We start from the raw sequence: 22,265 nt of genomic DNA on the forward strand, positions 1-22,265 counted from the left end.
CGGACATGGCGGACTGGTCGGAGATCGAGGGGCTGCCGCTGGTGCGGCTGGAGCAGCTGTTCGCGGATGACGCGGAGCGCCTGTCGAAGTTCACGCTCGATGTCGCCGGGATCCATTTCGACTGGTCGAAGACGCATCTGACGCCGGAGGCGGTGGCCGCGTTCGAGCGGCTGGCGAAGGCGCAGGACCTCGCCGGCAAGCGCGAGCAGATGTTCGCGGGCGCACACGTCAACGTCACCGAGGACCGCCCGGTCGAGCACACCGCGGAGCGCGGCGAGGGCAATGCCGAGAGCGTCAAGCGCGCGGCGGAGTATCATGCCAAGATGCGCGCGGTGATCGACGCGATCGCGGCGGATGCGTTCGGCCCCATCAGCCAGGTGATCCATGTCGGGATCGGCGGCTCCGCGCTCGGCCCGCACTTGCTGGTCGATGCGCTCGGGCGCGATCACGACCGCTACGAGGTGGCGATCGTCTCCAACGTCGACGGGGTGGCGCTGGAGGACGTGTTCGCGCGCTTCGATCCGGCGGCGACCTTGCTGGTGGTCGCGTCCAAGACCTTCACCACGACCGAGACGATGATGAACGCCGAGAGCGTCATCGGCTGGATGACCGAGCACGGGGTCGAAGACCCCTATGGCCGCGTCATCGCGCTGACCGCCGCAACCGACAAGGCGGTCGAGTGGGGGGTCGACGAGACGCGGGTGCTGGGGTTCAACGAGGGCGTCGGCGGGCGCTATTCCTTGTGGTCGTCGATCGGCTTCCCGGCGGCGGTCAAGCTGGGCTGGGAACAGTTCGAGGAGCTGCTGGAGGGAGCGGCGGAGATGGACCGGCATTTCCGCCTCGCCGCGCTGCACGAGAACGCGCCCGCGCTCGCGGCGTTCGCCGACCTCTACTACACCCAGGTCCGCAAGGCGGAGACCCGCGCGCCCTTCGCCTATGACGAGCGGCTGCGGCTGCTGCCGAGCTACCTCCAGCAGCTGGAGATGGAGTCCAACGGCAAGGGCGTGACGGTCGACGGCGAGCCGGTCGGGCGACCGACCTCGCCGATCACCTGGGGCGGCGTCGGCACCGACGCGCAGCATGCGGTGTTCCAGCTGCTCCACCAGGGGACGCATCTGGTTCCGGTCGAGTTCCTCGCGGTGATCGAGCCGGGCGACACCTTGCCCGAGGAGCATCACCGGATGCTGCTGCTCAACGCCTTCGCGCAGGGCGCGGCGCTGATGAAGGGGAAGGCCAACCCCGATGATCCCGCGCGCGCCTATCCGGGCGACCGGCCGTCTTCGACCTTGCTGCTCGACACGCTCGACGCGCGGACGCTGGGCGCGCTGATCGCCTTCTACGAGCACCGCGTGTTCGTCAGCGGTGTGCTGCTCGGCATCAACTCGTTCGATCAGTTCGGGGTCGAGCTGGGGAAGGAAATGGCGAAGGCCGCGGCCAAGGGCGGCGGCGAGTTCGATCCGTCGACGACCGACCTGATCGCGCGCGCCGGGCTGGCGTGATCGCGGCGGCGGCGATCGCGCTGGCGGCGCAGACGATCGCCGAGATGCGCTGGGAGCGCCGTGTGCTGGTGGTCAGCGCGCCCGTCGCCGCCGACCCCATGCTCGCCGCGCAGCGGAATGCGCTGTCCGGCTGGCGCGAGGGCGCGGCGGATCGCGACGTGACGGTGGTCGAGGTGATCGGAGCGACAGTCCGCGGCGCGCGCGAGGACGCCGCCGCGATCCGCCGCCGTCTCGGCCTCGACCCACGCCGCTTCGCCGTGGCGCTGATCGGCAAGGACGGCCGCGTCGCCTTCCGCTCGCGCGAGCCGGTGCTCGCCGAGACGCTGCAAGGCCGGATCGACGCGATGCCGATGCGGCGCGCGGGCGAGCGGTAGGGTGGCGTTCACGGCCTAGCGCGCTTATGTGTATGCCGACCCGGAGTTATACACATGCGCACCAATATCGAGATCGACGATGCCTTGATGGCCGAGGCGATGGCGGTCAGCGGAGCCAAGACGAAGCGCGAGGTCGTCGAGGAGGCTCTGCGTTCGTTCGTCAAGCTCGATCGACAGCGCGGCATTCTCAGGCTGCGCGGCAAGATCAACTGGGTCGGCGACCTTGACGAGATGCGGCGCGATTGATCGCGGTCGACACCAGCGTTTGGATCGACTTTTGCAGGGACGTTCCCTCGCGACAGGTCGCTCGCCTGGTCGAGGGGATCACCGTCGGCGAAGTCATCATCCCCGACCTCGTCCTGACGGAGGTTCTCCAAGGGTGCGAGACGGATCGTGAGTTCCGGACGCTCCGGCTCGAACTTGAGCCGCATCCCGTGCTCGAGATCACGGGAGGCGAAGTCGCGATCGTCGCCGCGCGCAACGACCGCCACCTTCGCGGACTCGGCATCACGGTCCGCAAGACGATCGACATCCTGATCGCCACCCGCTGCATCGTCGACGACATACCGCTGCTTTACAGCGATCGCGATTTCGACCCCTTCGTCCAATATCTCGGCCTGCGCTCGGCGCTCGACGACCCCGGAGTGAATTGATGCCCGATTTCGACTACGATCTCTTCGTCATCGGCGCTGGCTCCGGCGGCACCCGCGCGGCGCGGGTCGCGGCGGCGCACGGCGCGAAGGTGGCGGTGGCGGAGGAATACCGCGTCGGCGGGACCTGCGTGATCCGCGGCTGCGTGCCGAAGAAGCTGCTCGTCTACGGCGCGCATTTCGCCGAGGACCTGAAGGACGCCAAGCGGTTCGGCTGGGACGTGCCCGACAAGTGCGACTTCAGCTGGCCGACGCTGCGCGACAACGTGCTGGCCGAGGTCGACCGGATCAACGGCGCCTATACGCACACGCTGGAGAATGCGGGGGCCGAGATCATCCACCAGCGCGCGGTCGTCAGCGGGCCGAACGAGCTGACGCTCGCCGACGGCCGGAAGACGACGGCGAAGACCATCCTCATCGCGGTGGGCGCGCATCCGCAGGTTCCGCAGTTCGACGGGCACGAGCACGGCATCACCTCGAACGAGGCGTTCCACCTCGACGCGATCCCGAAGCGCGTGCTGATCGCGGGGGCGGGCTATATCGCCAACGAGTTCGCCGGCATCTTCCATCAGTTCGGCGCGCACGTCATCCTGGTGAACCGGACCAGGGATATCCTGCGCGGCTACGACCTGGCCGTTCGTGACCGGCTGCTCCAGATCAGCATGATGAAGGGACTGGAGTTCCGCTTCGACGCGACGTTCGAACGGATCGAAAAGCAGGACGACGGCTGCTTCAGGGTGACCATGACCGGGCACGAGCCCGCCGTCGTCGATCTCGTCATGTTCGCGACCGGGCGCATCCCGAACACCAAGGGTCTGGGGCTCGACAGCGCCGGCGTCGAACTGAACGAGCGGGGCGCGATCACGGTCGATGCGGACAACCGCTCGACCTGCCCGTCGATCTACGCGGTCGGCGACGTGACCGACCGCATCCAGCTGACCCCGGTCGCGATCCGGGAGGGGCAGGCGTTCGCCGACACGCTGTTCGGCGGCAAGCCGACCCGCGTCGATTACGATTGCATCCCGAGTGCGGTGTTCAGCCACCCGCCGATCGCCGCGGTCGGGCTGACCGAGAGCCAGGCGCGGCAGCAATATGGATCGGTCAAGGTCTATTCCTCTGATTTCCGCGCGATGAAGAACGTCCTCGCCGGTCGCGACGAGCGCGCGCTCTACAAGATGGTGTGCGACGGCGAGACCGACCGCGTGCTCGGCATCCACATGATCGGGCCCGACAGCCCCGAGATCATTCAGGCGGCGGCGGTGTGCGTGAAGGCGGGATTGACCAAGGCGGACTTCGACGCCACCGTCGCGCTCCATCCGACGATGGCGGAGGAGCTGGTGCTGTTGAAATGATGAAGCGCTGGCTCATCTCCATCGCGATCGGCGCTGCCGCGGTCTCCGGTCCCGCCTCGGCGGCCGACCGTCCTCTCCTGCGCGACTCTGCCGCAGAGGCTCCCGTGATCCGTTTTCTGACCGCGCTTCGGGCCGGCAAGCTCGACGGCGCGGTCGAGCAGTTGCTCTCGACCCCGGCGTGGAGCGGCAAGACAGCGGAAATGGCGTCGATTAAGAATCAGACGCTGACTTCGCTTCAGGCCTACGGCCCGGTGCAGGGTTTCGAATTAGTTCAGAGCGATCGTCTTGGGTCCACGGCCATCCGTCAATATTATCTCGTTCGTCATGCCAAGTTGGTCACCCGTTGGGAGTTCGATTTGGTGAATACTGGCGAGGGATGGGCGGTTTCCTATTTGGGATTCGACGATCAGGTCAAAAACTGGTTTTGACTTTAAGTTGCTGAGGTGACTGGCGGGCCGCCGCTCGTCCCTGTCGCGTTCGATGGCCTAGTCGTTCTTTGGCGCGGCCCGGCGCCCTTCTTTTTCGTCGGCGTACCTGATTGCCATGTTCCCGCAATCCGCGGCGCTGCGCAACGGGCGAGCTACAGTTGGTGCTGCGTCCCGGTCGCCGCCAAGGCGAACGGCGTGCCGTTCACGACCTCGCTGTTCCCGAAGGACGGGGGCTATGTGCTTCCGCTCAAGGCGGCCGTGCGGGAGGCGGGGGCGCTCGGCCTCGACGACCCGGTCGCGGTGACGATGCGGGTGCGCGCGCGCTGATTCGACTTGCGGCGTCCCGGCTTGCGGCTATCCTCGCGCCATGTCCGATCCCGTCCGTACCGAGGCGATCGCCTTGGCCGACGATCCCGGCATCCGCACGATGCTGGAGGAGATCTGCCGGGTGACCGGGATGGGCTTCGCCGCAGTGGCGCGCGTGACCGAGGAACGGTGGATCGCCTGTCAGGTCCTCGACCGAATCGAGTTCGGGCTCGAACCGGGCGAAGAGCTCGAGATCAAGACTACGATCTGCGACGATATCCGACAGACCTGCCGGACGGTGGTGATCGACGACGCGGGGACCGAAGAGGCGTGGCGGACCCATCCGACCCCGGTCGTCTACGGCTTCAAGAGCTACGTCTCCGTGCCGATCCTGCTCTCGGACGGCAGTTTCTTCGGCACATTGTGCGCGATCGACCCGGTCGCGCGGGCGCTGCGGGCGAGTGAGGTGGTGCCCCTCATGGAGCGGTTCGTGGCGCTCATCGCGTCGATCGTCGAAGGGCAAGGCGATCCGACGCGCGCGGTTCCGGCGGCGGCCGGCCCGACTCGGACCGGTGCGGATGCCTCCCCGCTCGTTGCCGGCCCTGCGCGACGGCAAACACCGGTTGTCACCCGGACCCCTCCGTCGTAGTCTAAAACGACCGTATTAAAACGGTGGGAGAGGGACATGTCGACGCAAGAGACCGCGGCGGGTGACGCGCCCGCGCTGACGCTCGGGGCAGGGCTGGCGCTGTGGGCGGCGGTGGTGCTGGCGGTAGCGGGTTTCGTAATGATCGGATCGCTGCTGAAGCTCGCGCCGCTCTATGCCGGCTTCCTGTTCGCCTGGTATTGGGCGAGCATGGACAAGGTCGCGTTCAAGCTCGCGCCGGCGACGGTGATCGGGGCCGCATGCGGTGTCGCGACCGCGGGCCTGGCGCAATATGCGGCGCTGCATTGGGGGACGGCGGGCGGAGTCGGCGTCTTGGCGTTGATCTGCGTCGCGCTGCTCGTCCAGATCATGAACTGGCTGCCGATCGCCATCAATCCGGCCTATATGCTGTTCCTGACCGTCACCGGCGCACCGCTGCTCCAGGCGGGCGAGGACTTCCGCTCGGTGGTGGCCGCGCTGGCGGTGGGGGCGATCTATTTCTGCGGGCTGACGTTCGCAGGACTGCGCATCTTCGCGCTGATCCGGCGCGCGCCGGCCGTCGTCACGCCGGATGGTCACGTGAACGGCAGCACGCTCTCGTAACGCTCGAGCTCCGGTGCGCCGGCCACCTTCGCACCGGCGCGGAGCAGGAAGGCGTGGCGGACGATCTCCGCCTGCTGCTCGATACCGTAGCGCTTGAGCGGCCAGCCGGGTTTGAAGGCGTAGTCGTAGCGGCAGAAGGGATGGCGGACGAGCGGCAGGCAGAGGCCGCGCTGGTGCTGCCAGACGTGACACAGCTCGTGGACGAACAGCCCCTGGTCGCTGAGCGGAGCGGCGGCGAAATCGTCGCGGTAGAGGTCGCCGCCCGGGTGGAAGTGGAGGTGGCCGAGCGGCGCCATCACCACATGGCGCGGCTGGAAGAACGCCCATTTGCGGCGGCGGACCGTCACCGGGGCGTAGTCGATCGCATCCCCGTAGACCGATCGGGCGAGCGCGATCTCCCCGGAGGTGAGGGGGCGCTCCACTCGAACCTCCCCGTGGCGGGGGAGACGTCCGTTCAAAACTTCGGCGCCGGGTCGCCGGCGGCGATCACGCTCGCGTCCTGCTGGATCCGCAGGCCGTTCGAGAAGCTGAAGGTCAGCGTCATCGCGCCGCCGGGCTTCACCCCCGGATTGACGTCGAACAGCATGACGTGCCGGCCGCCGGGGGCGAAGGGGATGTTGGCGCGCGCCGGCACCGCCACCGCAGCGAGCGGGGCCATCGTCATCGTGCCGTCCGCGGTCTTCGTCTCGTGCATCTCGGTCTTGATCGCCACGTCGGTGGAGACGGTGATCAGCGTCGCATCGGTCGCCCCGCCGTGAAGGATGAAATAGGCTGCCGCCGGTCGCCCCGCGGCGGCGGGCAGGCGTACCCAGGCGTTGGTAACGGAAAGCTCGCGCGGCTGCGAACAGCCGGCGAGAACCGCCGCGGCGAAGACGGGCGCGATCATGGGGGCGAACGGGGGAAAGGTGCGCATCGTCAGGCCTCCAACTCTTCCGAAAACGTCGCATTTCGCCTAGCGGCCCCCGCGACTTGCGACAAGCCGAACCCCCCCTATATCGCGCTTCGTCAGCACGGTTGCGCCGCCGTAACGGGACGCGGCCGGCACCTATATTCGGCAGGGGCTAGAAGAGCACTCATGGCAAAAGTTATCGGTATCGACCTCGGCACCACCAACAGCTGCGTCGCGGTGATGGAGGGCGGAAAGCCCAAGGTGATCGAGAATGCGGAAGGCGCGCGCACCACGCCGTCGATCGTCGCCTTCGCCAAGGACGGCGAGCGGCTGGTCGGCCAGCCGGCGAAGCGCCAGGCGGTCACCAACGGCGACAACACGATCTTCGCGGTCAAGCGGCTGATCGGTCGCCGGTTCGACGACCCGATCACTAAGAAGGACACCGAGCTGGTCCCGTACAAGATCAGCCGCGGCCCCAACGGCGATGCCTGGGTCAACGCGGGCGGCAAGGATTACAGCCCGTCGCAGATCAGCGCCTTCACGCTCCAGAAGATGAAGGAGACCGCGGAGTCGTACCTCGGCGAGACCGTGACGCAGGCGGTCATCACCGTTCCCGCCTACTTCAACGACGCCCAGCGCCAGGCGACCAAGGACGCCGGGCAGATCGCGGGTCTGGAAGTGCTGCGCATCATCAACGAGCCCACCGCGGCGGCGCTCGCCTATGGCCTTGAGAAGCAGGACGGCAAGACGATCGTGGTCTATGATCTCGGCGGCGGCACGTTCGACGTGTCGGTGCTCGAGATCGGTGACGGCGTGTTCGAGGTGAAAGCCACCAACGGCGACACCTTCCTGGGCGGCGAGGACTTCGACAACAAGATCGTCCAGTTCCTCGCGGACAGCTTCAAGAAGGACGAGGGAATCGACCTCACCAAGGACAAGCTGGCGCTCCAGCGGCTGAAGGAAGCCGCCGAGAAGGCGAAGATCGAGCTGTCGTCGGCGGCGTCGACCGAGGTCAACCTGCCCTTCATCACCGCCGATCAGACGGGGCCGAAGCACCTGGTCAAGGCGATCAGCCGCGCCGACCTGGAGCGCCTGGTCGACGATCTGATCCAGCGCACGCTCGATCCGTGCAAGAAGGCGCTGGCCGATGCGGGCGTCAAGGCGGCGGACATCAGCGAGGTCGTCCTCGTCGGCGGCATGACCCGGATGCCCAAGGTGCGTGACGTCGTGAAGGGCTTCTTCGGCAAGGACCCGCACACCGGCGTCAACCCCGACGAGGTCGTCGCGATCGGCGCGGCGATCCAGGCGGGCGTGCTCCAAGGCGACGTCAAGGACGTGCTGCTGCTCGACGTGACCCCGCTGTCGCTGGGCATCGAGACGCTGGGTGGCGTCTTCACCCGCATGATCGACCGCAACACGACGATTCCGACCAAGAAGTCGCAGACCTATTCGACCGCGGACGACAACCAGCAGGCCGTCACCATCCGCGTGTTCCAGGGCGAGCGCGAGATGGCGGCGGACAACAAGATGCTCGGCCAGTTCGATCTGGTCGGCATCCCGCCCGCGCCGCGCGGCGTGCCGCAGATCGAGGTCACGTTCGACATCGACGCCAACGGCATCGTCAACGTCAGCGCCAAGGACAAGGGCACCGGCAAGGAGCAGCAGATCCGCATCCAGGCGAGCGGTGGGCTTAGCGACAACGACATCGAGCAGATGGTCCGCGACGCCGAGAGCTTCGCCGAGGAGGACAAGAAGCGGCGTGCGGCGGCCGAGGCGAAGAACAACGCGGAAAGCCTGATCCACACCACCGAGCGCCAGCTCCAGGAGCATGGCGACAAGGTCGACGCGAGCCTCAAGTCCGAGATCGAGGCGGCGGTCGCCGAGGCGAAGACCGCGGTCGAGGGCGGCGAGCCCGAGGCGATGAACGAGAAGGCGCAGGCGCTGGCCCAAGTCGCGATGAAGCTGGGCCAGGCGATCTACGACAAGCAGCAGCAGTCGGACGCCTCTCCGGCGTCGGGCGAAACCGCCGAGGCCCCCAAGGAGGACGTGGTCGACGCCGAGTTCTCCGAAGTGGACGACAGCCAGAAGGCGTAACGCGGGCGTGGCCCTTCGAGACGGGCCTTCGCTTCGCTCAGTCCCTCCTCAGGACGAGCGGTGGTTTATTTCCGCTCATCCTGAGGAGCCGCTGAGCTGGTCGAAGCGGCGTCTCGAAGGACTGTGGCGCCGGGGACGGGCATGACCGAAGTCGATTACTACGAACTGCTCGAATGCGAGCGCACTGCGGATGCGGGGACGCTCAAGTCGGCGTACCGCAAGCTCGCGATGAAATATCACCCGGACCGCAATCCCGGCTCCAAGGAGGCGGAGGAGCGGTTCAAGGCGCTGGGCGAGGCCTATGAGTGCCTCAAGGATCCGCAGAAGCGCGCCGCTTACGATCGCTTCGGCCATGCCGCGTTCCGAAACGGCGGTGGCGGGCAGACGCAGAACGCCGACTTCTCCGGCTTCTCCGACATCTTCGAGAGCGTCTTCGGCGAGTTCATGGGCGGCAGGCCGGGACAGCGCCAGCCCCGGCGGGGTGCGGACCTGCGCTACGACATGGAGGTGACCCTCGAGGAGGCGTATCACGGCAAGTCGCAGGACATCACGATCGACGTCACCGCGGCGTGCGAGACCTGCGGCGGTTCCGGCGCGAAGGCCGGCAGCCGCCCGCACGCCTGCAACACCTGCGGCGGCCACGGCAAGGTGCGCGCGCAGCAGGGCTTCTTCGTGGTCGAGCGCGCGTGCCCGGTGTGCAACGGCTCGGGCCAGGTGATCGACGATCCGTGCCGCGACTGCCGCGGCGATGGGCGGGTCGAGCAGACCAAGACGCTCTCCGTCACGATCCCGCCGGGCGTCGACGAGGGCACGCGAATCCGGATGTCGGCGGAGGGCGAGGCGGGGCCGCGCGGCGCGCCCGCGGGCGATCTGTACATCTTCCTCCACGTCAAACGCCACGCGCTGTTCGAGCGCGAGGGGACGACCTTGTTCGCGCGCGCGCCGATCAGCTTCACCACCGCCGCGCTCGGCGGGACGCTCGCGATCCCGGGGCTCGACGGAACGCACCACGAGGTCCGCATTCCCGCCGGCATCCAGTCGGGCAAGCAGCTTCGCCAGCGCGGCGCGGGGATGCCCGTCCTCCAGGGCCGCGGCCACGGCGACCTGGTGATCCAGGTGGAGGTCGAGACGCCGACCAAGCTGACGACGCGCCAGCGCGAGTTGCTGGAGCTGTTCCGCGAAACCGAGACTGGGGAGGAGAGCCCGCAATCGAAGGGCTTTTTTGCGAAGATCAAAGAGGCGATCGCCGGGGAGTAGGGCCGGTCACCGACGCGGCTCCGGATCGGCGCTAACAAGATGCCGAGATGTCCGCCAGTTCCGAGGGCTTCTGCCGGACTTTGATCCGGATCGGTGCGAATAGGTGGCAGAGCCCGTCGTCGGCCAGTTACCCCCGCTCGCGGAGGCTTGCATGTCATTCAAGATCGAGACGTCTGTTCTTTCCAGCGTAAGTGCCGAGAAATCGTGGTGGAAGGACACCTTTGAACCCGCGGACGAAGTGCCGGTATCGGGGATCTACCGCTGCACCGGCTGTAAGCGGGAAGTGACTTGCAACAAGGGGGATCAGTTTCCGCCGCAGAATCGCCACCAGCACCCGGTTGATCACGGCAGCGTCCGGTGGAAGCTCAATATTCGTACCAACACGGAGGGCACGACCCTTTAGGTGAATCCTGAACTCGCAGCGTCGTTTGCGCGACGGCGGATCACGAAGCCGGCCACACCTGCCTCGGCCCAAGTGGCCCTGGGTCGAACAGGCGTGGCCGGTGGCTTGAGCGCTCCACTTCGCCCTGGGCTTCCCGAGCGCATCCGCCGGGTCAGTCGAACACCCGCGCGAAGATCGTGTCGACGTGCTTGAGGTGGTAGCCGAGGTCGAACTTGTCCTCCAGCTCCGCGGACGACAGCGCGGCGCTAACGTCGGGATCGGCCTTGAGAAGGTCGAGCAGCGACAGCGCACCGTCCGATTCCCACACCTTCATCGCGTTGCGCTGGACCAATCGGTAGGCGTCTTCCCGGCTCACCCCCGCCTGGGTCAACGCCAGCAGCACGCGCTGGGAGTGGATCAGCCCGCCCATCCGGTCCATGTTCGCCTGCATCCGCGCGGGATAGACCAGCAACTTGTCGATGACCCCGGTCAGCCTGGCCAGCGCGAAATCGAGGGTGATCGTCGCATCGGGGGCGATGTAGCGTTCGACGGACGAGTGGCTGATGTCGCGCTCGTGCCAAAGCGCCACATTCTCCAGCGCCGGGGTGACATAGCCGCGGATCATCCGCGCCAGACCGGTGAGGTTCTCGGTCAGCACGGGGTTGCGCTTGTGCGGCATCGCCGACGAACCCTTCTGCCCGGGCGAGAAAAACTCCTCCGCCTCCAGCACCTCGGTCCGCTGGAGATGGCGGACCTCGACCGCCACGCGCTCGATCGAGGAGGCGATGACGCCCAGCGTCGCGAAATACATCGCGTGGCGGTCGCGCGGGATCACCTGGGTCGAGACCGGCTCGACCGTCAGCCCGAGCTTGGCGGCGACGTGTTCCTCGACCCGCGGGTCGATGTTGGCGAAGGTGCCGACCGCGCCCGAGATCGCGCAGGTGGCGATGTCCGCGCGGGCCGCGATCAGTCGGGTCCGGGCGCGGGCGAACTCGGCGTACGCCTCGGCGAGCTTCAGCCCGAAGGTCACCGGCTCCGCATGGATGCCGTGGCTGCGCCCGATCGTCGGCGTCAGCTTGTGCTCCTTGGCCCGCCGCTCGAGGACCGCCAGCAGCGCGTCGAGATCGGCGAGGAGCAGGTCCGACGCGCGCGCCAATTGGACCGACAGGCAGGTGTCGAGCACGTCGGAGGAGGTCATGCCCTGGTGCATGAACCGCGCTTCGTCGCCGACCTGCTCGGCGACCCAGGTGAGGAAGGCGATGACGTCGTGCTTGGTCACCGCCTCGATCGCGTCGATCGCGGCGACGTCGATCGCGGGATCGGTCGCCCACCAGCGCCACAGCGCCTCCGCGGCGGATTTCGGCACCACGCCCAGTTCGGCCAGCGCGTCGGTCGCATGCGCCTCGATCTCGAACCAGATGCGGAACCGCGTTTCGGGCGTCCAGATGGCCGCCATCTCGGGCCGGGAATAGCGCGGTACCATAAGTTCCTTCATCGCTGAGCGGCCACGCTTCACCGCGTCCGCACGAGGGACAGGCCGATAGCAGCCCGGACCATGGGGTTCAAATCGCCCGATCGGGAACCTACTTCGTCAGCAACGGTTCATACGATTGCAGTTGACCGGCGCGCGTCCTTCGATGCGAGCCGCCTGAACCAAGATGATAAACAGGAGACAGGCAGATGCTGAAGACCATTCTTCTTGCGACCACGATGGTGGTTGCTGTCCCCGCTCTGGCCCAGACCACCGGATCGGCCGGAACTTCGACGACCGGCGGCGCGGGATCGATGCAGGGCAGCCAGACGACCGGCGGAACGATGACCACGTCGACGGATTCGTCCACCACGACCACTGCGCCGAACGATTCGACCATGTCGCCGAGCACCTCGACCACCAGCCGTTCGTCGACCCGGTCCAGCCGTTCGCGGCACGGGTCGGCCACCACCACGACCGCACCGACGTCGAGCACGACGGACACGACGACGGGAACGGCTCCGACTTCGGCCGATCCCAGCCAGCCGCAGACGGCGGACGCGACGGCCACGACCGGCGCCGCTGCCACGGACGCCGCGCAGGCGCAGCCCGCCGCCGCGGTCGGTTCGGTGGTCGATCAGGAGTTCGCCAGCTACGACAAGGACGGCGACGGTCAGCTGAGCAAGACCGAGTTCTCCGCCTGGATGGACGCGCTCAAGGCCAAGCAGCCGGGCAACGCGGCGGCGATGTCCGCGCCTGGCTACAACGCCAAGGCGTTCGCGCAGGCCGACACCGACAAGTCGTCCGCACTCAGCAAGGGCGAGCTCACCACGTTCCTCAGCGGCGGCAAGTCCGCCTCGTAACACAGCTGCACAGGAACGACGAACGGCCGCCGGAGCGATCCGGCGGCCGTTTGCACGTCAGATCAGTCCCTTCGCCCGCAAGCTGACATGGCCGTTCGCGCCGACGATCAGGTGATCGTGGACCGCGATCCCCAGCGGTTTGCCCGCGTCCCTCACGGCGCGGGTGATGTCGATGTCGGCGCGGCTGGGCGACGGATCGCCACTGGGATGATTGTGGACCAGGATCACCGCCGCCGACGCGAGTTCGAGCGCGCGGCGGATCACCTCGCGGACATGGACCGGCGCCTGGTCGATCGTGCCCTCGCCCATCACCTCGTCGTGGATCAGCATGTTGCGCGTGTTGAGGTGGAGCACGCGGAACCGCTCCGTCGAGAGGTGCGCCATGTCCGCGCGCAGATAGTCGAGCAGCGCCTGCCAATTGCCGAGGACGGGCCGTGCCGCCGCCTCGTCGCGCACCATGCGGATGGCCGCGGCATGCGCGATCTTGATGGCGGCGACGCCCTGCTCGCCCATGCCCGGCACACGCTGGAGCGACTTCGGATCGGCGACGAGCACCGCGCCGAGCCCGCCGAACTCGCGGATCAGCGCCTTGGCGATCGGCTTGGTGTCGATCCGCCGGTTCACCAGCGCGAGCAGATATTCGAGCAGCTCGTAATCGAGCAGCGCCTCGCCGCCGTCGAGCAGCCGGCTGCGAAGGCGTTCGCGGTGCCCCTTGCTGTCGTCGACCTCCGCCTCCGCCATGACGGGGGGATGCCGCTCGAAGCACGCGCGGTCAATCGGTTGACACCCCCGCACCCCCCGGCTAACCGACCCCTGCCTTGGCGGGCCCGCCACCTGGCACTCGTTGCGCCTGCCTGACACGATGGGAGAGCGCGCGGGTGGCGGAAAACGGGCCCGGACCGGACAATCTCGGCCAGGATGCGCGGATGCGGTCGCTCGACGAGCGTCTCGACGCCGCGCAGCAGGTGGAGGCGCACCGCACGGGAGCGGGCAGGGCGGCCAGCGGGGACGACAGCTATCGTCTCGGCAGCCGCGTGCTCGCCGAACTCGTCGGTGCGATGGTCGGCGGCGCGCTGATCGGCTGGGTCTTCGACCGTTTCGCCGGCACCTCGCCCTGGGGCCTGCTCGTGATGCTGTTCCTCGGGATCATCGTCGCGTTCAGGAACATCTATCGGATTTCACAGGGGCCGAAGTGATCCGGCTCGTCGACGGGGGTTGAGGCGAAGTGGCGGCAGGCGGCGGCAAGATCGATCCGATGCACCAGTTCGAGGTGCAGACGATCTGGGACGGCTTCGCGATCGGCGGGCACCGGATCGCGTTCACCAATTCGGCGGCCTGGATGGTGCTCGCGACGCTCGCGTTGATCGCGTTCATGACGATGGGCACGAAGGGCAAGCTGATCCCCGGTCGCGGGCAGGTGATGGTGGAGGGCTTCGTCCGCTTCATCGACAACATGCTGGCGGCGAACGTCGGGCCGGAGGGTCGGCGCTACGTCCCCTACGTCTTCTCGCTGTTCATGTTCATCCTGTTCGCCAACGTGTTGGGATTGCTGCCGCTGGGCGTGTTCGGGGTCCACCCGTTCACCTTCACCAGCCACTTCACGATCACCGGCGTGCTGGCGATCATGAGCTTTTCGATCGTGCTGATCGTGGGTTTCTGGCGGCACGGCTTCCACTTCTTCAGCCTGTTCGTGCCGCACGGCACGCCCGTCTGGCTGCTGCCGCTGATCCCGCTGATCGAGTTCGTGTCGTTCATGGTGCGCCCCTTCTCGCTGGGGCTGCGGCTGTTCGTCGCGATGACCGCCGGGCACGTATTGCTCAAGGTGCTCGCGGGTTTCGTGATCAACGCAGGGAATGCCGGGCTGATCACCGGGCTTGGCGTCGGCATTCCGTCGTTCGTGCTGATGGTGGGCATCTCCGCGCTCGAGCTGCTGGTCGCGGGCATCCAGGCCTATGTCTTCGCGCTGTTGACCTCGCTCTACATCAACGATGCGGTCAACCTTCACTAAGTTCTTCAACCAACCGACTGAAACACGAGGGAGTTTTATCATGGACGCAGAAGCCGCCAAGCTGCTGGGCGCCGGTCTGGCCGCGATCGGCGCGGGCATGGCCGCGATCGGCGTGGGTACCGTCTTCGGCTCGTTCCTCGAGGGCGCGCTGCGCAATCCGGGTGCGGCCGACGGCCAGCAGGGCCGCCTGTTCATCGGCTTCGCCGCGGCCGAGCTGCTCGGCCTGCTGTCGTTCGTCGTGGCGATGATCCTGATCTTCGTCGCGTAACCACCCACCTCCGACCCCGTCCGCGTCGATCGCGGCCGGGGCGGGGGCGCGGAGTCGCCATGCCCCAGATTTCCCAGCTCGCCGCGACCTGGCTGTCCCAGATCTTCTGGCTGGCGGTCACGTTCGGCGTCGTCTTCTTCGTCGTCGGCCGCGGGATGCTTCCCAAGGTCCAGCAGACGATCGACGGCCGCGATGCCGCGATCGCCAAGGACCTGTCGGCTGCGAGCCGCGCACGCGACGAGGCCGACACCGCCGAGGAGGCGTGGCGCACCCGCGACCATGCCAATCGCGAGCGCGCGCAGGCGCTGGTCACCGAGGCCCGCGCCCGCGCCGCCAAGGCAAGCGAGGCGACGCTCCACGCCGCCAAGGACGAACAGGCGGCCCGCGTCGCCGCGCGCGAGGCGGACATCCGCGCCGCGACCACCCGCGCGCTGGGTGAGATCGAGACGGTGGCCGCCGAAGCCGCCCGCGACATCGTCGCGCGGGTCTCGGGATTGTCGGTCACCCCCGACGAAGCACGGAGCGCCGTTCAGGCGGCGATGACCCATGGCTGAGTTCGTGATCCTTTCCGCAGCGGGCGGTGCCATCCATCGGGAGGGTCAGCCCGAGACGGGTGGCAAGGCGCTCACCACCGCCGCGGCGGAGGAGGGACACCACGCCGATCCGGCGCTGTTCGGCGTACTCAACGGCACCGTCTGGGTGTCGATCGCGATGCTCGTGTTCCTGGGCATCGTGATCTGGAAGGGCGGGGTCCGTGCGGTGACCGCCATGCTCGATCGCCAGATCGCCGACATCAAGAAGCAGCTCGACGACGCCAGGCAGCTCCGTGCCGAGGCCGAGGCGCTTCGCGACGAATACGCGCGCAAGATCGCCGATGCCGAGGCGAGCGCCGCCGAGATGTCGACGAACGCCGAGCATGAGGCCGAGGCGATCGTCGCCCAGGCGCGGCGGGACGCGGCCGATCTGGTCGAGCGCCGCGGCAAGATGGCCGAGGACAAGATCGCCGCCGCCGAGCGGGCCGCGCTTGCCGAGGTCCGCGCCCGCGCCGCGTCGGCAGCGTCCGCCGCGGCGGCGGCGCTGCTCGCCGAGCGCCACGGGGCCGACGCCGACAAGGCGTTGGTCGACCGCACGATTGCGGGGCTGGGTCGGCTGAACTAGGCGCGCCTGCTCGTCCAGGGCGAGCCGCTCGGCGTCGCTTCCATCCAATCGCGCGGGAGGCGAACCGCGTACACATTCCCCGCTCGAGCGGGGATGAACCATGCGCAATCTCTACGTCCTGTTTGCGGGCGTCGCCTATGTCGTCTTCTTCGCGACGTTCCTCTTTCTGATTGGCTTCGTCGCCGATCTCAGCCTTTGGCCGCGGACGATCGACCGCGGCGGTACCGCGGCGCCCGCGCTCGCGGCGACGGTCGACATCGCGCTGATCCTGGTGTTCGGCCTCCAGCACAGCGTCATGGCGCGCCACGGCTTCAAGCGCGTCTGGACCCGCGTGGTCCCCAAGCCCATCGAGCGCAGCACCTATGTCCTGTTCGCAAGCGCGGCGCTGATCCTGCTGTTCGCACTGTGGCAGCCGATCGCGGGCGACGTCTGGCGCATCGCGGATCCGGTCGCGGCGGCGCTGGTCTGGGGCGTGTTCAGCCTCGGCTGGTTCGTCGTGCTGCTCAGCACCGTGCTGCTCAACCATTTCGAGCTGTTCGGGCTCAGCCAGGTCTGGCGCGAGCTGCGCGGTCGTGTCGCCGCCCCGCCGCAGCTGCGCGAACCCTTGTTCTACCGCTTCGTCCGCCACCCGCTCTATTCGGGCTTCCTGCTCGCCTTCTGGGCGACGCCCTCGATGACGCTCGGCCATCTGGTGTTCGCGGTGGGCATGACGGCCTATATCCTGATTGCGATCCGCCACGAGGAGCGCGACCTGGTGGCGCTGTTCGGCGCCGATTACGAGGCGTACCGCGGGCGGGTGGGGATGCTCACGCCGCGGCTGCGGCGGGGGTGACCTCTCCTCTCCTCTGATCGGGCGCGCGAAGACCGCTATTTCGGCTTGCGGAACAGATACACGAACTGATCGGTCTTGCCCCGGATCGCGGGGTCGAACACCAATGCGGTGTGCGGGTCCGCCGGGCTGGCGAGGAGCTTGCTCTCGCCCGCGAAGCGGAATCCCGCCGCCTCGATCTCCGCCCGGGTCGCCGCCGCATCGCCGCGGTGGAGCGACTCCGCCGCCGCGAACGGCGCAGGCCCCGGCGTCCCGACATGGTCGACGATCAGCAGCACGCCGCCCGGCTTGAGCGCGGCGTAGAGCTGCTTGGCGACCGCGCCGGCAAACCCCGGCGGCGACATCTTCAGATGCAGATCGTGCCAGTTCTGCACCGTCATGATCGCATCGAGCGGTTCGGGGAACGCGACCTCGCCCAGCGACTCGCGCGAGGGGACCACGTTGGCATAATCCTTCGCCACCGCATCCTGCTGCGTTCCGTAATCGGCCTTATACTCGATGAACTGCTTGGGCTGGTAGGCATAGACCTTGCCCGTGCCGCCGACCGTCTTGGCCAGGATGCGGGTCCAATAGCCGCCGCCCATGATGAAGTCCGCCACCTTCATCCCCGGCTTGACGCCGGCGAAGGCGAGCAGCTCCGCCGGGTGGCGCGCGGCGTCGCGCGCGCGGTCCTCGGCCGGACGGGCGGGATCGGCGAGCGCGGCGGTGACGGCGGCGGAGGGGGCGGACGCCGCCTGCGCGAGCGGGGCGACCAGCGCGAGTGCGGCGGCCGAGAGGAACCGAGGGGTCACGGCGAGTCTCTCCTGTCTAGGGTGCGTCGATTATCCTCCGATCGTTGCGCCCGCGCAACCGTGCATCCTTTGCGCGCCCGCGCGATCGGGGCTATCGCGCTCGCGATGACAGGAGTGGGATCGATGAGGAACGCAGTCGTGATCGCCGCCGGGCTTGCCCTCGTCGCGCCGCCGGTGCTCGCCGCCCCTGCGAAGAAGCCGCCCGCGCCGAAGGAAGCGGCCGATCGCTTCTCCCTCGACCTGCCGGCGACCGACGAGGTCGCGTCGCCGCCGTCTCCTGCCGAGCCCGTCGCCGACGGCAAGGCCGGCCGTTTCACGCTCGACACGCCGATTGCGAAGCTGCTGACCGACGATCGGGCGAAGGCGGTGCTGGACAAGGACATGCCCGGGCTGTCGAGCGACAAGAACCTCGACAAGTTCAAGCCGCTGTCGCTTCGCAAGCTCGCCCCGTTGTCGGGCGGGCGGCTCAGCCCCGACCTGCTCGAGAAGGTCGGCAAGGACCTCGCGAAGATCGGTTAATCCACGGTCAGCGCGTCGCGCAGCTTCGTCGCGCCCGCGTGCAGCGCCGCCAGCTCGGCGAGCGGCAGCCCCGCCCGCGCGACCAGCGTCTCGCCGACGCAGGTGCAGCGTTCGCGCAGGTCCCGTCCGGCGTCGGTCAGGCGGACGTGGACCCGTCGCTCGTCCGCGGTGTCGCGGTCCCGCTTGACGAAGCCTGCGGCCTCGAGCCGTTTGACGAGGGGCGTGACCGTGCTCGGCTCGAGCGCCAGCCGCTCGGCGATCGCGCCGACGCCCAGCCCATCCGCGTCCCACAGCGTCAGCAGCACCAGATACTGCGGATAGGTGAGCCCAAGCCCGTCCAGGATCGGCTTGTACGTCCGCGTCACCGCCATCGAGGCCGAATAGAGCGCGTAGCAGAGCTGCTGGTCGAGCGGGAGCGGAGTGGAGGGAACGGTTTTCATTACGACGATAAATATGCCTCTGGACGTCCGGCGCAAGCGCGTCTATGTAGGTACGACGATAAACACTCTCGTCGTATAAGGATCAGATCATGGCCGTCACCGCCCTCTATCACACGTCCGCTACCGCCACCGGGGGCCGCGAGGGGACCGCCAAGGTCGACGACGGCGGGCTCGATCTCAAGCTGTCCACGCCCAAGGAGCTCGGCGGCGCGGGCGGCGAGGGGGCGAATCCCGAGCAGCTGTTCGCCGCGGGTTACGCCGCCTGCTTCATCGGCGCGATGAAGGCGGTGTCGCCCTCGCTCGGTCTCAAGGTCCCTGCGGATGCGACCGTCCGGGCGAACGTGGGCATCGGTCCGCGCTCGGAAGGCGGGTTCGGGATCACCGCCGATCTCACCGTGACGCTGCCCGGCCTCGACAAGGCAGACGCGCAGAAACTGGTCGAGGCGGCGCACCAGGTGTGCCCCTATTCGAACGCGACCCGGGGCAATGTCGACGTCGGCCTGACTGTGGCGTGACGCGAACGGGGTGCGCGGTTGTCGCCGAGTCCGCGCGCCCCTAAGTCGCCGATATGTCGAGTTACGGCCCCCCCGACCGGTTCAACGAGGAAAAGGCGACCTACACCGTCCGCGGCGACGAGGGCGGCGGCACCGATATCGAGGCCGGGGTCGCCGCGATCCGCAACGTCGTCCGCACCCTCCCGCTCCAGCCCGGCGTGTACCGGATGCACGACGCGCGCGGCGACGTGCTCTACGTCGGCAAGGCGCGCGCGCTGAAGAGCCGCGTCACCAACTACACGCAGGTTCCGCAGCTCTCGACCCGCCTCAAGCGCATGGTCTCCCAGACTCGGTCGATGACGATCGTCACGACCAACAACGAGGCCGAGGCGCTGCTGCTCGAAGCGCAATTGATCAAGCGCTACCGCCCGCCGTACAACGTCCTGCTGCGCGACGATAAGAGCTTCCCCTTCATCCTGCTGAACGCCGACCACGCTTTCCCTCGGATCCAGAAGCACCGTGGCGCGCGCCGGGCCAAGGGCGATTACTACGGCCCGTTCGCCAGCGCCGGCAGCGTCAACAACACCTTGAACGCGCTCCAGAAGCTGTTCCTGCTCCGCTCCTGCACCGACGGCTTCTTCAAGACGCGCGACCGACCGTGCCTGCTCCACCAGATCAAGCGCTGCTCGGCCCCATGCGTCGGGCGGATCGACGACGCCGGCTACCGCGAGCTGGTCGACGACGCGCGCCGCTTCCTCTCGGGCAAGACCACCGACGTCCAGGCGAAGCTCGGCGCGCAGATGCAGGCGGCGTCGGAAAACATGGACTTCGAACAGGCGGCGGTGATCCGCGACCGGCTCAAGGCGCTGACCTTCATCCAGGGCTCGCAGTTCATCAACGCCGAAGGGGTGGGCGACGCCGACATCTTCGCGCTCGCCAGCCATCAGGGGCTGATCGGGATCGAGGCGTTCTTCATCCGCGGCGGGCAGAATTGGGGGCACCGCAGCTTCTTCCCCGCGCACACCGCCGATGTCGCCGAGGACGAGGTGCTCCTCCAGTTCATGACCCAATTCTACGAGGAGGTGCCGCCGCCGCGCCAGATCCTGCTCGACCGCACGCTTTCCGAACAGCCCTTGCTCGAGGAGGCTTTGTCCGAGCGCGCCGGCCACCGCGTCGCCATCGCCACCCCGCAGCGCGGCACCCGCCGCCGGCTGATGGAGCAGGCCGAGCGCAACGCGAAGGAGTCGCTCGAACGCCGCCTCGCCGAGAGCACGACCCAGGCCAAGCTCAACCGCGAGCTCGCCGAGCTGTTCGACCTCGCCGAGCCGCCCGATCGGATCGAGGTCTACGACAACAGCCACATCCAGGGGACCAACGCGGTCGGCGCGATGGTGGTCGCGGGGCCGGAGGGCTTCCGCAAGGGCCAGTACCGCAAGTGGAACATCAAGGGGAACGAGGCGAAGACCGACAGCGACGTCGGCATGATGCGCGAGGTTTTCCGCCGCCGCTTCGCGCGCCAGCTCGAGGAGAACCCGGATCGCGACAGCGGGATGTGGCCCGATCTCGTCCTGATCGACGGCGGCCGCCCGCAGCTCGATGCCGCCAAGGCGACGCTCGAGGACCTCGGGATCGAGGACGTCTGCCTCGTCGGCGTCGCCAAGGGCCCGCATCACGGCCGCGAGGGACGCGAGGTGTTCCACATGCTCGACGGCCGCGAGCGGATGCTCCCCGTCAACTCGCCGCTCCTGTTCTACATCCAGCGCCTGCGCGACGAGGTCCACCGCTTCGTCATCGGCGCGCACCGCGAGAAGCGCGCCAAGGCGATCGGCGCCTCGCCGCTCGACGAGGTCCCCGGCATCGGCCCGGCGCGCAAGAAGGCGCTGCTGATGCACTTCGGCACCGCGCGCGCGGTGCGCAACGCGAGCCTGGCGGATTTGCAGAAGGCGCCGGGGGTGTCAGCGACGGTCGCGCAACAGGTGTACGACTTTTACCACGCGCGGTGAGCGCGACTTGCCCCCGAGACAGGCGCATCATACATGTCTGTACGTACAGACAATGAGCGTACGCAATGCCCGCCACCTTCACCAGTCGCGAGTTCAACCGCGATCCCGCCAGCATCAAGCGGGCGGCGCTCGCCGGTCCGGTCTTCATCACCGATCGGGGCCACTCCTCGCTCGTGGTCATGGCGATGGCGGAGTATGAGCGGCTGACGGGGCGCGGCGCGTCGCTGCTCGATCTGCTGACGCCCGGCCACGATCAGGACTTCGACTTCGATCCGCCGCGCGCACGCCCCGCCGCTCGCGCCGTCGATCTCGACTGATGTTCCTGCTCGACACCAATGTCGTGTCGGAAAGTCGCAAGGTCGCCGGTGGCCGCGCCGCCCCGGCGATCGTCGCCTGGCTCGCGGCGACCGATCCGGCGGTGAGCTACCTGTCGGCGATGTCGCTCTTCGAACTCGAACTCGGCGTCGTCCGGATCGAGCGCCGCGACGCCGCGCAGGGCGAGCGGCTGCGGCGCTGGCTCGACGGCGTCATCAAGCCCGGGTTCGCCGATCGCGTGCTGGCGATGGACGCCGCAGTCGCCGCCGCCTGCGCCGCGCTCCACGTCCCCGATCCGGTCAGCGAGCGCGACGCCTGGATCGCCGCCACCGCGCTGGTCCACGGCCTGATCGTCGTCACCCGCAACGTCGCCGACTTCGCGGCGACGGGCGCGCGGGTGCTGGACCCTTGGACATGGCGGCCGCGCCAATTGCCGGAGTAGGGCGCGAAACGGACAGAACTCTTGCCCCCTATGCGGTCGCCCGCCAAAAAGCCGAACGGGGAGAGCCGCTATCAGCCGTCAGCACGTCGCCGCCTATCGCCGCACGCTCGCCGAGCAGCACCGCGTCACCGGCAACCTCAACGAAGGCGTCGTCAGCAAGGCCTTCGCCGACCTGCTCGAACGC

General features: G+C 68.2%; 31 protein-coding genes. 24 read left to right on the forward strand and 7 right to left on the reverse strand.

Features of this window, described 5'->3' with window-relative positions; all coding sequences use genetic code 11:
- Positions 1-5: 5 nt before the first annotated feature.
- From pgi to AC4GYY_RS15485, 9 genes are read left to right on the forward strand one after another with little or no spacing between them, the layout of a single operon-like run.
- Complete coding sequence (gene pgi, locus AC4GYY_RS15445) at positions 6-1,499, forward strand: glucose-6-phosphate isomerase (protein WP_491121801.1); 1,494 nt, start codon at positions 6-8, stop codon at positions 1,497-1,499.
- Entirely contained in the window at positions 1,496-1,873 is a 378-nt protein-coding gene (locus tag AC4GYY_RS15450) for a DUF4174 domain-containing protein (RefSeq protein ID WP_491121802.1), read from the forward strand. The genes pgi and AC4GYY_RS15450 overlap by 4 nt, the downstream gene beginning before the upstream one ends.
- 54 nt (positions 1,874-1,927) lie before the next feature.
- Positions 1,928-2,119, forward strand: coding sequence for a type II toxin-antitoxin system VapB family antitoxin (locus AC4GYY_RS15455; RefSeq protein WP_491121804.1), 192 nt, complete (start codon positions 1,928-1,930; stop codon positions 2,117-2,119).
- Complete coding sequence (gene vapC / locus AC4GYY_RS15460) at positions 2,116-2,526, forward strand: type II toxin-antitoxin system VapC family toxin (protein ID WP_491121806.1); 411 nt, start codon at positions 2,116-2,118, stop codon at positions 2,524-2,526. Before AC4GYY_RS15455 ends, vapC begins: the two co-directional genes overlap by 4 nt.
- Positions 2,526-3,875, forward strand: a complete 1,350-nt coding sequence (gorA, locus tag AC4GYY_RS15465) for a glutathione-disulfide reductase (RefSeq protein WP_491121808.1) — start codon at positions 2,526-2,528, stop codon at positions 3,873-3,875. Before vapC ends, gorA begins: the two co-directional genes overlap by 1 nt.
- Positions 3,872-4,303 (forward strand): hypothetical protein, encoded by a 432-nt coding sequence (locus AC4GYY_RS15470; protein ID WP_491121810.1) that lies wholly within the window; start codon positions 3,872-3,874, stop codon positions 4,301-4,303. The genes gorA and AC4GYY_RS15470 overlap by 4 nt, the downstream gene beginning before the upstream one ends.
- A gap of 15 nt (positions 4,304-4,318) precedes the next feature.
- Positions 4,319-4,630 (forward strand): DUF1905 domain-containing protein, encoded by a 312-nt coding sequence (locus AC4GYY_RS15475; RefSeq protein ID WP_491121811.1) that lies wholly within the window; start codon positions 4,319-4,321, stop codon positions 4,628-4,630.
- Between the two features lie 40 nt (positions 4,631-4,670).
- On the forward strand, positions 4,671-5,258 hold the full coding sequence (locus AC4GYY_RS15480; protein WP_491121813.1) for a GAF domain-containing protein: 588 nt from the start codon (positions 4,671-4,673) through the stop codon (positions 5,256-5,258).
- Between the two features lie 36 nt (positions 5,259-5,294).
- Positions 5,295-5,858: a hypothetical protein gene (locus tag AC4GYY_RS15485; protein WP_491121815.1), complete on the forward strand. Its 564-nt coding sequence runs from the start codon at positions 5,295-5,297 to the stop codon at positions 5,856-5,858.
- Here AC4GYY_RS15485 and AC4GYY_RS15490 read toward each other — a convergent pair.
- Both AC4GYY_RS15490 and AC4GYY_RS15495 read right to left on the reverse strand, forming a co-directional pair.
- Positions 5,831-6,280, reverse strand: a complete 450-nt coding sequence (locus AC4GYY_RS15490) for a vgr related protein (protein ID WP_491121817.1) — start codon at positions 6,278-6,280, stop codon at positions 5,831-5,833. The genes AC4GYY_RS15485 and AC4GYY_RS15490 overlap by 28 nt on opposite strands.
- Before the next feature lie 32 nt (positions 6,281-6,312).
- Positions 6,313-6,771, reverse strand: a complete 459-nt coding sequence (locus AC4GYY_RS15495) for a copper chaperone PCu(A)C (RefSeq protein ID WP_491121818.1) — start codon at positions 6,769-6,771, stop codon at positions 6,313-6,315.
- A 162-nt stretch (positions 6,772-6,933) separates the two neighbouring features.
- Here AC4GYY_RS15495 and dnaK point away from each other — a divergent pair, with 162 nt between their 5' ends.
- The 3 genes from dnaK to AC4GYY_RS15510 all read left to right on the forward strand — a co-directional run bounded on the left by dnaK (position 6,934) and on the right by AC4GYY_RS15510 (position 10,501).
- Entirely contained in the window at positions 6,934-8,841 is a 1,908-nt protein-coding gene (gene dnaK, locus AC4GYY_RS15500; RefSeq protein ID WP_491121819.1) for a molecular chaperone DnaK, read from the forward strand.
- A 141-nt stretch (positions 8,842-8,982) separates the two neighbouring features.
- Entirely contained in the window at positions 8,983-10,098 is a 1,116-nt protein-coding gene (gene dnaJ / locus AC4GYY_RS15505) for a molecular chaperone DnaJ (RefSeq protein WP_491121821.1), read from the forward strand.
- A gap of 151 nt (positions 10,099-10,249) precedes the next feature.
- Entirely contained in the window at positions 10,250-10,501 is a 252-nt protein-coding gene (locus AC4GYY_RS15510) for a hypothetical protein (protein WP_491121823.1), read from the forward strand.
- A 151-nt stretch (positions 10,502-10,652) separates the two neighbouring features.
- Here AC4GYY_RS15510 and purB read toward each other — a convergent pair whose 3' ends face one another.
- Both purB and AC4GYY_RS15520 read right to left on the reverse strand, forming a co-directional pair.
- A complete protein-coding gene (purB, locus tag AC4GYY_RS15515; protein WP_491122025.1) occupies positions 10,653-11,963 on the reverse strand; it encodes an adenylosuccinate lyase in 1,311 nt (436 codons plus the stop codon).
- Positions 11,964-12,063: 100 nt separating this feature from the next.
- On the reverse strand, positions 12,064-12,522 hold the full coding sequence (locus AC4GYY_RS15520) for a hypothetical protein (RefSeq protein ID WP_491121824.1): 459 nt from the start codon (positions 12,520-12,522) through the stop codon (positions 12,064-12,066).
- Positions 12,523-12,580: 58 nt separating this feature from the next.
- On the opposite strand from AC4GYY_RS15520, the gene AC4GYY_RS15525 reads away from it, so the two are divergent.
- A complete protein-coding gene (locus tag AC4GYY_RS15525) occupies positions 12,581-12,814 on the forward strand; it encodes an EF-hand domain-containing protein (RefSeq protein WP_491121825.1) in 234 nt (77 codons plus the stop codon).
- Positions 12,815-12,871: 57 nt separating this feature from the next.
- Here AC4GYY_RS15525 and radC read toward each other — a convergent pair whose 3' ends face one another.
- Positions 12,872-13,555 (reverse strand): RadC family protein, encoded by a 684-nt coding sequence (gene radC, locus AC4GYY_RS15530; RefSeq protein ID WP_491121827.1) that lies wholly within the window; start codon positions 13,553-13,555, stop codon positions 12,872-12,874.
- A 137-nt stretch (positions 13,556-13,692) separates the two neighbouring features.
- Here radC and AC4GYY_RS15535 point away from each other — a divergent pair, with 137 nt between their 5' ends.
- The 6 genes from AC4GYY_RS15535 (at position 13,693) to mddA (ending at position 17,080) form a co-directional block, all read left to right on the forward strand.
- Positions 13,693-14,010 (forward strand): AtpZ/AtpI family protein, encoded by a 318-nt coding sequence (locus tag AC4GYY_RS15535; RefSeq protein WP_491121829.1) that lies wholly within the window; start codon positions 13,693-13,695, stop codon positions 14,008-14,010.
- A gap of 29 nt (positions 14,011-14,039) precedes the next feature.
- On the forward strand, positions 14,040-14,822 hold the full coding sequence (locus tag AC4GYY_RS15540) for a F0F1 ATP synthase subunit A (protein ID WP_491121831.1): 783 nt from the start codon (positions 14,040-14,042) through the stop codon (positions 14,820-14,822).
- A gap of 40 nt (positions 14,823-14,862) precedes the next feature.
- Positions 14,863-15,090, forward strand: a complete 228-nt coding sequence (locus AC4GYY_RS15545; protein WP_491121832.1) for a F0F1 ATP synthase subunit C — start codon at positions 14,863-14,865, stop codon at positions 15,088-15,090.
- A 59-nt stretch (positions 15,091-15,149) separates the two neighbouring features.
- Positions 15,150-15,644, forward strand: a complete 495-nt coding sequence (locus tag AC4GYY_RS15550) for a F0F1 ATP synthase subunit B (RefSeq protein ID WP_491121834.1) — start codon at positions 15,150-15,152, stop codon at positions 15,642-15,644.
- Positions 15,637-16,248 (forward strand): F0F1 ATP synthase subunit B family protein, encoded by a 612-nt coding sequence (locus AC4GYY_RS15555; RefSeq protein WP_491121836.1) that lies wholly within the window; start codon positions 15,637-15,639, stop codon positions 16,246-16,248. Before AC4GYY_RS15550 ends, AC4GYY_RS15555 begins: the two co-directional genes overlap by 8 nt.
- A gap of 100 nt (positions 16,249-16,348) precedes the next feature.
- Positions 16,349-17,080, forward strand: coding sequence for a methanethiol S-methyltransferase (gene mddA / locus AC4GYY_RS15560; RefSeq protein ID WP_491121838.1), 732 nt, complete (start codon positions 16,349-16,351; stop codon positions 17,078-17,080).
- Positions 17,081-17,115: 35 nt separating this feature from the next.
- Here mddA and AC4GYY_RS15565 read toward each other — a convergent pair whose 3' ends face one another.
- Positions 17,116-17,868 (reverse strand): class I SAM-dependent methyltransferase, encoded by a 753-nt coding sequence (locus AC4GYY_RS15565; protein ID WP_491121840.1) that lies wholly within the window; start codon positions 17,866-17,868, stop codon positions 17,116-17,118.
- 123 nt (positions 17,869-17,991) lie between these two features.
- On the opposite strand from AC4GYY_RS15565, the gene AC4GYY_RS15570 reads away from it, so the two are divergent.
- Complete coding sequence (locus tag AC4GYY_RS15570) at positions 17,992-18,387, forward strand: hypothetical protein (RefSeq protein ID WP_491121842.1); 396 nt, start codon at positions 17,992-17,994, stop codon at positions 18,385-18,387.
- On the opposite strand, the gene AC4GYY_RS15575 is transcribed toward AC4GYY_RS15570, so the two are convergent.
- A complete protein-coding gene (locus AC4GYY_RS15575) occupies positions 18,384-18,827 on the reverse strand; it encodes a MarR family winged helix-turn-helix transcriptional regulator (protein WP_491121844.1) in 444 nt (147 codons plus the stop codon). The genes AC4GYY_RS15570 and AC4GYY_RS15575 overlap by 4 nt on opposite strands.
- 89 nt (positions 18,828-18,916) lie before the next feature.
- On the opposite strand from AC4GYY_RS15575, the gene AC4GYY_RS15580 reads away from it, so the two are divergent.
- The 4 genes from AC4GYY_RS15580 to AC4GYY_RS15595 all read left to right on the forward strand — a co-directional run bounded on the left by AC4GYY_RS15580 (position 18,917) and on the right by AC4GYY_RS15595 (position 22,081).
- The gene (locus AC4GYY_RS15580) at positions 18,917-19,342 is read left to right on the forward strand and encodes an organic hydroperoxide resistance protein (RefSeq protein ID WP_491121845.1); all 426 of its coding nucleotides are present in this window, start codon (positions 18,917-18,919) and stop codon (positions 19,340-19,342) included.
- Between the two features lie 53 nt (positions 19,343-19,395).
- The gene (gene uvrC, locus AC4GYY_RS15585) at positions 19,396-21,324 is read left to right on the forward strand and encodes an excinuclease ABC subunit UvrC (RefSeq protein WP_491121846.1); all 1,929 of its coding nucleotides are present in this window, start codon (positions 19,396-19,398) and stop codon (positions 21,322-21,324) included.
- A 65-nt stretch (positions 21,325-21,389) separates the two neighbouring features.
- Complete coding sequence (locus AC4GYY_RS15590; protein ID WP_491121848.1) at positions 21,390-21,641, forward strand: type II toxin-antitoxin system Phd/YefM family antitoxin; 252 nt, start codon at positions 21,390-21,392, stop codon at positions 21,639-21,641.
- The gene (locus AC4GYY_RS15595) at positions 21,641-22,081 is read left to right on the forward strand and encodes a type II toxin-antitoxin system VapC family toxin (RefSeq protein ID WP_491121850.1); all 441 of its coding nucleotides are present in this window, start codon (positions 21,641-21,643) and stop codon (positions 22,079-22,081) included. The genes AC4GYY_RS15590 and AC4GYY_RS15595 overlap by 1 nt, the downstream gene beginning before the upstream one ends.
- Positions 22,082-22,265 lie beyond the last annotated feature (184 nt).

Source organism: Sphingomonas sp. SP6 (assembly GCF_058313435.1).